Source organism: Acinetobacter johnsonii (genome assembly GCF_048551975.1).
Classification (GTDB): Bacteria; Pseudomonadota; Gammaproteobacteria; order Pseudomonadales; family Moraxellaceae; genus Acinetobacter; species Acinetobacter johnsonii_A.
Window position 1 is genome coordinate 1 of sequence record NZ_JBIMCF010000039.1, and the last position, 10,368, is coordinate 10,368.

General features: G+C 36.3%; 11 protein-coding genes. 5 read left to right on the forward strand and 6 right to left on the reverse strand.

Going from position 1 to position 10,368, the window contains the following annotated elements; all coding sequences use genetic code 11:
• Positions 1-333 precede the first annotated feature (333 nt).
• Positions 334-975 carry a TetR/AcrR family transcriptional regulator C-terminal domain-containing protein gene (locus ACG9ZB_RS15835; RefSeq protein ID WP_004787586.1) on the reverse strand — a complete coding sequence of 214 codons (642 nt, stop codon included), beginning with the start codon at positions 973-975 and terminating at the stop codon, positions 334-336.
• A 65-nt stretch (positions 976-1,040) separates the two neighbouring features.
• Here ACG9ZB_RS15835 and tet(39) point away from each other — a divergent pair, with 65 nt between their 5' ends.
• Positions 1,041-2,228, forward strand: a complete 1,188-nt coding sequence (tet(39), locus tag ACG9ZB_RS15840; RefSeq protein ID WP_004856455.1) for a tetracycline efflux MFS transporter Tet(39) — start codon at positions 1,041-1,043, stop codon at positions 2,226-2,228.
• A 228-nt stretch (positions 2,229-2,456) separates the two neighbouring features.
• Here the strand turns inward: tet(39) and ACG9ZB_RS15845 are convergent, their stop codons facing one another.
• Positions 2,457-2,963, reverse strand: coding sequence for a plasmid replication DNA-binding protein (locus tag ACG9ZB_RS15845; RefSeq protein ID WP_168397101.1), 507 nt, complete (start codon positions 2,961-2,963; stop codon positions 2,457-2,459).
• A 2,694-nt stretch (positions 2,964-5,657) separates the two neighbouring features.
• Between ACG9ZB_RS15845 and ACG9ZB_RS15850 the strand changes: the two genes are divergently transcribed.
• The 4 genes from ACG9ZB_RS15850 to ACG9ZB_RS15865 all read left to right on the forward strand — a co-directional run bounded on the left by ACG9ZB_RS15850 (position 5,658) and on the right by ACG9ZB_RS15865 (position 8,033).
• Positions 5,658-6,623, forward strand: a complete 966-nt coding sequence (locus tag ACG9ZB_RS15850; protein ID WP_419326717.1) for a hypothetical protein — start codon at positions 5,658-5,660, stop codon at positions 6,621-6,623.
• Positions 6,623-7,312, forward strand: coding sequence for a hypothetical protein (locus ACG9ZB_RS15855; protein WP_419326718.1), 690 nt, complete (start codon positions 6,623-6,625; stop codon positions 7,310-7,312). Before ACG9ZB_RS15850 ends, ACG9ZB_RS15855 begins: the two co-directional genes overlap by 1 nt.
• A 135-nt stretch (positions 7,313-7,447) precedes the next feature.
• The gene (locus ACG9ZB_RS15860; RefSeq protein ID WP_419326719.1) at positions 7,448-7,726 is read left to right on the forward strand and encodes a type II toxin-antitoxin system RelE/ParE family toxin; all 279 of its coding nucleotides are present in this window, start codon (positions 7,448-7,450) and stop codon (positions 7,724-7,726) included.
• Between the two features lie 10 nt (positions 7,727-7,736).
• Entirely contained in the window at positions 7,737-8,033 is a 297-nt protein-coding gene (locus ACG9ZB_RS15865) for a HigA family addiction module antitoxin (protein ID WP_205666425.1), read from the forward strand.
• A gap of 3 nt (positions 8,034-8,036) precedes the next feature.
• On the opposite strand, the gene ACG9ZB_RS15870 is transcribed toward ACG9ZB_RS15865, so the two are convergent.
• From ACG9ZB_RS15870 to ACG9ZB_RS15885, 4 genes are all read right to left on the reverse strand, one after another.
• The gene (locus tag ACG9ZB_RS15870; RefSeq protein WP_419326720.1) at positions 8,037-8,684 is read right to left on the reverse strand and encodes a hypothetical protein; all 648 of its coding nucleotides are present in this window, start codon (positions 8,682-8,684) and stop codon (positions 8,037-8,039) included.
• Positions 8,685-8,927: 243 nt separating this feature from the next.
• Entirely contained in the window at positions 8,928-9,644 is a 717-nt protein-coding gene (locus ACG9ZB_RS15875) for a hypothetical protein (RefSeq protein WP_086200107.1), read from the reverse strand.
• Between the two features lie 91 nt (positions 9,645-9,735).
• The gene (locus ACG9ZB_RS15880; RefSeq protein WP_047930176.1) at positions 9,736-10,050 is read right to left on the reverse strand and encodes a BrnA antitoxin family protein; all 315 of its coding nucleotides are present in this window, start codon (positions 10,048-10,050) and stop codon (positions 9,736-9,738) included.
• On the reverse strand, positions 10,037-10,324 hold the full coding sequence (locus ACG9ZB_RS15885; protein ID WP_004884492.1) for a BrnT family toxin: 288 nt from the start codon (positions 10,322-10,324) through the stop codon (positions 10,037-10,039). Before ACG9ZB_RS15885 ends, ACG9ZB_RS15880 begins: the two co-directional genes overlap by 14 nt.
• Positions 10,325-10,368 lie beyond the last annotated feature (44 nt).

Consider the following 10,368-nt stretch of genomic DNA (forward strand, 5'->3'; position numbering starts at 1 on the left):
TTTCGATTCTTTGCCTCATCCCATTCGAAATACTGTTCCATAAAAAACATTCAAATTTGTATATACAATAATGTATCACAAAATTGTATCACTCAAGCTGAAAAGCGTAATTTTTAGTCAGATTTATTGGCAAGAACTATCAAAATTGCTTAAAAAGAAACCGACTTGTTTCCAAGTCGGTTGAACGAGAACGTTCCAGAGGGTATGAATAACGATAAGATACTGATCTTAAAGTAATATTAAAAATGCGTTTCGTATAAGCTCTATTATGTTAAATAATTAAGGATAAAAGCTTTATTACTAAATAGAACAGTTGCTTAAAGCAGTATAGAGTTAAGTTTGCATTTTAATATCAAGTTGTCTTTCAGCACCGATAATCACCATACGAATCCCATTTTCAAAAATGTCATCCGCATTCATATTTTGTAAGGTATTCACTCCTTGGAGCATGAGTGGATATATAGTTGGATCGGCTTCGAATGGTGGGTCTGATCTTATTTCTTCTTGCTGCTCCTCAAGGACCCACCCAACAATAAACCTTCCTAATGTCATAAGTAATGCAACTGCTTCAACAGGAGAAAACCCAGCATGAGATAACAGCGCAACTTGGGCCTCAATCGTGTTGAAATGTCCTTGACTGGGGCTAGTTCTTGCATGTAGACGAGCACCATCACGGTAAGCTAGTAGTGCTCGACGAAAGCTTACAGAATTAGCGAGCAACCAATCTTGCCATGTCATCCCATCGATGGGTAAAGAAACTAAATGGTGTTCATTTATAATGGTTTCCGCCATTGCTTCCATTAACAAGGATTTATTCTTGAAATGCCAATATAGAGTTGGAGATTTAATACCCAATCGTTGAGCTAGCTTGCGTGTGGTTATTGAATCTATGCCTTCTTCATTCAACATATCCAATGCGGTACGCAGGACTATTTCACGTGTCAGACGTTGAGGTGCAATATCTTTTTTACTCATAAATCTATCACTGATAGGGAGTGTGTGAGAGAATATTAATTCTATCATTGCTAGAGAAGGCATTTGTGAAGAAATCATTGAGCGTGATTTTAATCACTATATTTCTGGATGCTGTTGGGATTGGTTTAATTATGCCGATCTTGCCTGAATTATTACGGTCATTGGCTGGAGCTGAAGCAGGCGGTGTTCACTATGGTGCTTTATTAGCTGTGTATGCTCTGATGCAGTTCATTTTTGCACCTATCCTTGGAGCGTTGAGTGACCGATTTGGACGTCGACCTGTATTAATTATTTCAATTGCTGGTGCAACGGCTGATTATCTCCTAATGGCTGCTGCTCCTTCTCTATTGTGGCTATATATTGGTCGTATTTTTGCGGGAATTACAGGTGCCAACATGGCTGTTGCAACAGCTTATGTTTCAGATATTACTCCAGCCCATGAGCGTGCAAAAAGGTTTGGTCTCCTTGGAGCTGTCTTTGGTATTGGGTTTATAGCGGGTCCGGTAATAGGTGGAGTTTTGGGTGAATGGAACTTACATGCACCGTTCTTTGCTGCTGCTTTTATGAATGGGATTAATTTAATAATGACAGCAGTCTTATTAAAAGAATCAAAACACAGCAATAAAATGACTGAGAAGGTTCAGGAGCAATCAATATTAAAGAAATTATCCTATTTGATCACTCAACCTAATATGGCTCCATTGCTTGGTATCTTTTTAATTATCACATTGGTTTCACAAGTCCCCGCAACTTTATGGGTTATCTATGGGCAGGATCGTTATGGCTGGAGTATATTTATTGCAGGTGTTTCCCTTGCTAGTTATGGAATATGCCATTCTATTGCACAGGCTTTTGCTATCGCCCCTATGGTAAAGAGGTTTGGAGAGAAAAATACGTTGTTATGTGGAATAGCTTGCGATGCAATTGGTTTACTTCTTTTATCTATTGCTGTTGAAGAATGGGTGCCTTTTGCGTTGTTACCATTGTTTGCCCTTGGTGGAGTAGCCGTTCCTGCTTTGCAAGCAATGATGTCCAGAGGTATTAGTGATGAAAGACAAGGTGAATTACAAGGGCTATTAAGCAGTTTTAATAGTCTGGGGGCTATAATTGGTCCTGTATTAGTTACTAGCCTCTATTTTATGACTCAGGCATCAGCTCCTGGAATGGTATGGGCATTAGCTGCAATACTTTATGTAATCACCCTACCCTTATTGCTTAAGTATCGCCTGAATAAATATTCTGGAGTTCCATAAAATATTTAATTTATTGGTTTAAAAACTAATGGATTCTATAGTTTATCTAAAATTAACATAATACACCTTATACGAAATGCTGTATAATTATCCTTATAATTCAACGCTGTAGTTTCTAGTTTATAGCCCGAGCATCCCTGTTCGGGCTTTTTTTATGATTTTTCACGTTCCACGCTTACTTCTTGAGCAATGTTCCACGGTTTTAATAAGCCCAGGTGAACAATCAGATCAGCCATATGGCTTAAAGAAGCGGCTCCAGAAGCCTCTTTTTTCAGGTTCAGGCTCTACATGCTCTGGAACAGGTATTCGCTTATTCTCGAGTATCTCTGATTCTTTAGGTGGCATTGCTATCACTTCTGCTGCTGGTTCAGGCTGTACTGATCCAGAATCTCCAGATTGAGTGGTATTGGGTTTTGGTGCTTCCAATAGGCGTTGCATCGTTTCAATCTGATTTTGATAAAAGGACTCCCTATCTTTAGCATCATCAAGCTGATTTTTTAGCATGTCTATCTGCTGTCTAAGCAGTAAAACTTCTGCCGAGTTTGGACTGTCTATTTTTACAGGTTCTTTTACATCCTGTTTTTTAGCCGGCTCTCCAAATACACGGATAGCTTCTGATAAATCAATTTTATTATCAGAATTTTTACTTAAAATTCCTTTGTTTATGTTGTTGTAAATTGTTTGTCTATTAATTCCATATAACTTTGATAACTCTATAACTGAAAGACTTTTCATGATGTAAAACTATGCCTAAACCTGTCAAAAGTGGATGTCTAATAGACTGTCTATTTTTACAATAGATTAATTTATCCTTTTACAAGTGTTTTGTCTAAATTTGCCTAAAATTAGGCATGGTTTGTCTAACTTATTAGCTGAAATCAAAAAAAACATGGATTTAATTTTTGTTCAAAAAACAGACAAATAGATTAATTTTAAAAATCAAAGAAGGGAACTTTCTGAAAAAAAGTTGGTAACTTTTTTTGCCTGAAAACAGATAAGAATCATAAAGATGCAAAGGGGGGTAAAAAAAGTTGGTAACTTTTGGGAAACTAGAAGGTAACTTAAATTGTTGATAGAGCAAAGAAAAACCCCAAAATGTCTTGCAACATTTTGGGGTTTCGCTTTATATTTAGCGGTACGCAGTTATTTGATGTTGACGCATCAAATAACGAAGATCATAAGGTTTGGCGACCGTTATGATTTCACACTAAGGCTTTTGTACCTGTGCAGTTATTTTTACAGTTATGTGCAGTAATTACAAGTCCTAACCTGAATTACTTCGTTATTGAATCGTTTTGTGTCCATTAAATAAGCAAATTTGTATGCAAGCTTTGCCTGCTTCTGCGTGTCCGTTTTGTACGGTTGGCATGTGGTGTGGGTGGAAGGATTAAGCGACGCTAGCGCACCACAGCGATTGTTTTATATGGATAAAGCAAGAGTTGCTACTAGGGGAAATCGACAAAGCAACAACGTGATGAGTAGCTGAATACTTGGCTTAAATCGTAAATTGGGGAAACCCTTGCGGAGATAGTTGGGTTCAGTTGGTTTGGGAACGTGTCGATGCGGTGTGTGAATCGTAATCTCAGCCTATAAGGGAAAGCACAATTACCCTTTGCAGATACGACCGATGCGTGGCTCCGTCAGCCCGAAAGGTGTACAGGCAATACTTCGAGAGCAAGCAAATTTTTTGCAAGCTCTTAGGGTGAGTATTGCCGAAACTCTCTCAACGTTCACCATCAGCCCGAGCAAAGCGAGGGCTGTGGTGATCTTGAGTGAGTGAGAGCACTTAGTAGAAAGCTTTTATTTATCTTTGATCTAATTGATAGTGTCATTTAAACGCAAGAAATAGGGTGTTATAGCTCGATTAACTCTTTTTCTAATCCAAAGATACATTCTTAAAATAAGATAGCTTAGATCGCAAACCAGAAAGAAATATAGATATTTATAATTATACAAAGACAAACCCAGCCCCTTAGAAGGGGTCTGGGTTCTTAAAACCACTAGTTTGTACGTATTTATACTGCATCAACAGTTTGAAAATATCCTTGTCGGCCAAGACAACTAATTTTCACGATTGTAGAATCGTTTTAAGACAGTTTTTCAAGTAAATCATGCTAGCCAAAGCATGTTGATACCACTCGATTATTACTTGAAAATTCTGTATTCATTCACCTTAAACATCACCAACTTATCGGCATAGACTTTCCCAATTAACAGCGCTTACGTTTTTATTCGCTCGAACTGTCTGCAACCTCGATGTAGCTAAGGTTTTGTACTTGTCTGATTCTCTAACACTTCTAAAGACCGTCACCGATCACCACCTCGTTGTTTGCCTAGAATCGCTTTTCTGTGAAATCATCAATCAGAAATTAAATATCTACAACTCAAACGGTGTGAAGTGCGCCCACGTTAGTCTTATTTGTCTTAACGAGTAGTACGCTTATCTCTAACTTAACTAAACTCAATTCCATATTCACCCGACCGCAGTTCCAAGTCTTGTCGGGGTTATATTGTAGAGTTAAATTAATAAGGTAAAGCACTTACTCTACGCATATCGACTGCCACCAACTATTCTATAGTTGTATGTTGACAGAGCCGAATTTACAGGCTTGAGCTATCCATTGACCGCCAAAGCAAATTGCAACGTATCTCTACGAGTTCAACAATTCACCGTGACGTGCCGAGAAATCCAGTTTAACACCTCATTCCCCTATGACCTCACGATCATCTCAAAAGCCCACCTGTGCGCCATGACTATGCCCTTACGAAGCATCTGCCAGTGCATCAACGCCATTATCAATCCTTGAAATGACTCCACATCACAAATAAAACAGGGTTAATTTACTAAGTTACCAGTCGTATGTTTTAAACGCTGATAACCCGTCAATTCCCGTGTCCGTGTCGCCCCAATGCGCCATATAAAAATATGGGATTTGACTTGGGTAACAGGTAGAAAGAGGGAGTCACACCCTCTAGCCCCTATCGTAGCCGCGCCAGCTAGATTTCTCACGCACGCAGCTTCACCGATAAAACTTTTCACAACTTGGCAGGTTGCGAAAAGGGGTGATGTTGTTTGTTCATGGTTGGCAATCCATGAACAAACAAATTTAATCAATTTGAATGTTTGGATTGGCAGTCCAACTAAAAAACAACTTCTACAAAACCCATCTTATGCGTAGTAGATACTGTGTCAAGTCGAATTTCAGGGAACTGCTAATTATGCGATAGCATAATTCGGTTATAACTACCTATAACTAGTCTTTTAGATATAACTTTTAAAAAAATCTTTGGAATCCCTTTAAGAATCTACAAATGAGGGTATATTAATCATTAAATTTTTGGACTAAATAAGAAAAAATGATTTATTACACCACTGGCATAAAAGAGTTCACTCATACGACCCTTGCATGTTTCAGCAAAGGTTACGATTTGGGAATTTTGATTAAACCGAGCAGTTTTAGTAATGCAGAATCCATGCTTGAAAAGTGGAATGACCGCTATGGTTTGCTGAATACACCACAACAGCAGTATCGAAAATTTTTGTCCGGACAAAGCACATTTTGTTGCATTACCTATAACGGTGGCTGCTTTCAGAAAGAAAATCTTGGCGAAGCAGATTTTTATCGTTATTTACGTGATAAATCGAAAGGTGAAAATAAATTATATGCACTTAGACCCCCGATTTTGCTTTTGCTTTGCCGTGTAAATGACTTACTTCTACGTTTGCCTGATGGTGTGATTATTCAGAATAAATATGATCATCTTGATTATTTAAATGATCAAATTTCTAAACAGGTCAAAGGTGCTGAAACCTTTGGAAAGATATCCTTAACAGTGGGTGAATATACTTTTTTACAGCTCACAAAACGAGCCAAAAGTATCAAAGAATTGCAAGAAATGGGTTTAAGTGAAAATACCAAACATGCGACCAATTTTACATGGCGTTTGAAGCAAGAAGCGTTTGAGGCTGTGCGTCAACGTGGCGTTAATTTGGTAAATAGCTTTCAAAAAAATAAATCCAATACGGATGTAAAAGAACATTTTGAAAAGTACCTTTTAAGCCTTGAGGGCTATATTGGCTACCGTGGTGTACGTGTGCAGATCGGTAAGTTATATAGCATGTTCACGGCTTATTTTCAGTCAAAAATGAACCGTAGTTTTTTAGGTGCAGGTGGACGAAAGTTAAATCTAAGCTATGTCCGTGCTTCCACTCCAAAAATTAAAAATAATACCGAAATCCATACATATTTTAGGGCTATTAAAGACGAAGCCAATCAAAGCTCAAGAGAGCTACTTTTGGCATGGAAAAGCAGTGAGGAGGGTAAGAGGTTTTTAGCGTCCAAAAGTAGTGATGGCTATGTTTATAGCGATAGTTTTTACAAGGATATTGAGTGATGGCTAAAACCCCTTATTTCAATAAACGTAGATGGCTTGAGAGCCGACAGGATGAAATTACCGAGCTGTACCGCACGGGTAAAAGTTGGCATGAAATTGTTGAGCATTTAAAAATTTCTCATGCCATGCCCTTTGCCCTGATTGAAGCCGATTTCTTTAAATATTGTGATTTTTTAGTTGATGAGGTTGCGACAAGTCACTTTGAGGAAAATATTGAGCTACAGCGACAGCTCACCGACTTTAAAAAGCAATTTTCTACAATAGAAAAAGCTAAAGTATCTCTAGAACAAGAGAATGAAGCCCTCAAAGAAAAAAACATAAAACTGACTGCTAGAGTAAAGCAGTTGATTCAAGAGTCTAAAGAGCAGGATGAATTTAATGAGGAAAGTCAAAAAATCAATGCCGATCAAGCGAACAAAATTATTCAGCAGATCAATTTAAATAAACAACTGGAGCAATCCAATACTGCGCTATCACTTAAAAATGAACAGCAGAGCGAAAAATTAGAAAAAATTTCAAAATATATGGACGCTATTCAGGCTGAAATGGATAAGTTTTCAATGTCAGAGGTAGAGTATAAGGAGAAAATTAAAATAGCTGATGATGCGATTTTTAGGCTTAAAGCAATGCTAACAGTGCTACTTGTAATATTGTTAGGTTTTGCCTTTAAATCGGGTTTATGTGCGTAGGGATTTTTCTATCTGGGGCTTACAGTTCAAATTTCGAATAAGAGATTTTATGTTAAATGAAATTTGGACTCTATTTTTGTATAGTTTTACTGAACGATTTTTTGTATACTACAACTATACAAAGGAAGGTTTCTTGTGATTGTAGATTTTAAACATAAAGGGTTAGAAAGGTTTTTTAAAACAAGTTCTACAGCAGGTATTCAGGCTGTTCATTCAACCAAGTTAAAAAGACAATTAACTGCTTTGAATGAAGCTCAAAGTATTGATGAAATGAACTTCCCTGGATGGAAGCTTCATCCTTTGAAAGGTAAATTAAAAGATCATTGGGCAATTACAGTGAATGCCAATTGGCGAATGACTTTTATTTTTAAAGACGGTAATGCTTATATCGTGGACTATCAGGACTACCATTGAGGTGAATATGATGATGAATAATCCAGCTCATGCAGGTGAGTTAGTTTCAGAATGGTTAGATGGGTTAAAAGAAGAAGGGCAAGCGATTACGATCACAGAACTTGCTGAGCGCATCCAAGTGACACGTCCATTACTTTCTCGAATTATTAATGGCAAAGCACCTGTAACCGCAGATGTGGCTTTACGTTTACATGATGCTTTAGGTATCAGTGCAGACCTGTTAATGCGTGTTCAATCTAAGTATTCACTCTGGATAGAATCACAAAAACAGCGTCCGCAGATTCAACCATTTTTTGTTAGCTGTTAGTACCTAGTTTTTTCCGCTAAGCATTAGAATTATTACGAATAACATCCATCCAAACGCTATAATTCTATTGTTTTTAGTAAAGGTTTTACTAAGAGTAAACCATGCAAAAATATAAGGCATAATGAATATGCCAATCCATAATAGGATCCGCTTGGTTTTCTCAAATTTTACTTCAGCAGGTGAACGAAATTGTTGTGGTATGGCAGGTATAGTTGAACTTGTATTTTTTAAATAAGAAAATTGTTGTGGTGGCTTGTGATATTTTTGAGGACAGCTTTTAACAAATGATTTTAGCTCAAATATAGCATCAGTGATGTCACGTTTTCCCTTAATTCCTGTGTCTTCTGAATAGATTACTTTTTCAATAATCTCTTTAGCATGGAGGGAAAGGGCTTTAAATTTTTCAAAAGCTTCATCTCCGATTAGAAGTTCATCCAGATCAATACTATCATTTTGAATTTGTTTGGGATCATAGCCATAAAGTTTTATGAAAGAGAAGACGCTTTCATTTAAATCTGAAGCCGATTTAACTAAAAAATTTTGAAATTCTTTATTTTTTATTTCTTTTGCTGTTAGTTTATTATTTATAGATTTACCAAAAGAAAAAGAAATACCACCAAGAGATTTACCTGCTCTTATTCTAAAACTCATGACTTACCCCTAACTATTACATACTTTCTTCGAGGCACTTACAGAGCCATCATTACACATAAATTTTTTATCAGAAGTACAATGCTTAACTCCCCCTTTCTTGCCAGAACAAGGCTTATTTCCTTTAGCAAAAACTGGGTTCATAGTAAGTGAAGCTAATAAAAATATCGATATAAATTTCATAATCTTAATTAAATTACAGGTTGTTGAATTAATTAATTTTATCATACTGATATTGGTGCATTAATTTTTATTTTTTAGAATAATTTCATTACTTAAATCATCAAATCTATTTTCAAATTCTATTGAATTAATAAGCTTCTCACCTAGATTTGTTATTTTTAATGGTGAATCTCCAAAAAATGTAGGAGTAATGAGATTTAGATTTTGCAATTCTGCCAGATATGTAGGTAGATTAATGTTTTTATTTGATAAATAACTCATATCGTTATATTTCCAATTTGAACCAGCTCCTAAAATATAAAATTTATTGAGGACATCTAAATGATGAAATGTGAGTTTATCTAAAATGACAATGAATAAGGAAATTGTTTGTGGAGTTAAAGACGTATCTATACAACCATTTGCATATAAATTTGAAAAAAATTTTACTTTTTCTTCCTCATACTGGTCTTTTGATTTTAATAAAATAGCCTCAAATAATTCTTCAAAAGTTTTTCTTCTACCCACAGAAAACCTAAAAAATTCATCATCTCTAATCATTAAGCCATTTTTTTGATGAAGTTTTAACTTTTCAACAAAATATTGATACGCCATATTAGTTCTAAAAGCCTCTCGGTTAGAGAGTTTTTTATCAAGAGTATCGGCTACTACATCGCCTGTTGAAGTAATTAATAGGCTTAATAAGCCTGTTGGTTCTATTAAAAATGTTGGGGCAATTACACCTAAAATTTCTGAACCTTTACGAACTATTTTGGGGACTTTTTTTTCAGTACTCATAAACAATATTCACCATTAATAATTAACTATTTCTAAAATTAACATAATACACCTTATGCGAAGTCAAAAATGGGAGCCTAAGCTCCCATTTTTACTGATGTTTTTTTAATTCTTTTAGCATGGCATCCCGCAAGATTTCATTCATGCGTGTCTGATAACCTTTACCTTGTGCTTTGAACCATGCAAGTACGTCAGCATCTAAACGAATAGATGTTTGTTGCTTCACTGGTCGATAGAATTGATTGTGGCGTACAGCATTGCTCCAGTCGGTAATTTCAGGCATATCTGAGAGATCTAGCTGATCGTCAGGAACCGTTCCCTTAGCAAGCAAGCGTTGAATTTCAGCATCTTGCTTGTCGCTGAATTTTTCATTCAGTTCTTTGCGTGAGTATCTAACCATGCTCATATCTATCTCGCTCCGCCTTAGTTACTTGTCTTGCACTAATGATTCGTATGATTTCACAGTCATCTTCATCAAAGATGGTGTGAGCTACTAAGAGCATTAGTACGCCTTTTACTTTTCCAATGGTTTGCCAACGTTCTTCACCATCGGTATGTCTGTCTTGGATTGAGATCCTTAATGGATCATCAAAAACAAGGCTTGCTGTTTCGAAAGAGACATCGTGCTTTTTCTGATTCTTTCGATTCTTTGCCTCATCCCATTCGAAATACTGTTCCATAAAAAACATTCAAATTTGTATATACAATAATGTATCACAAAATT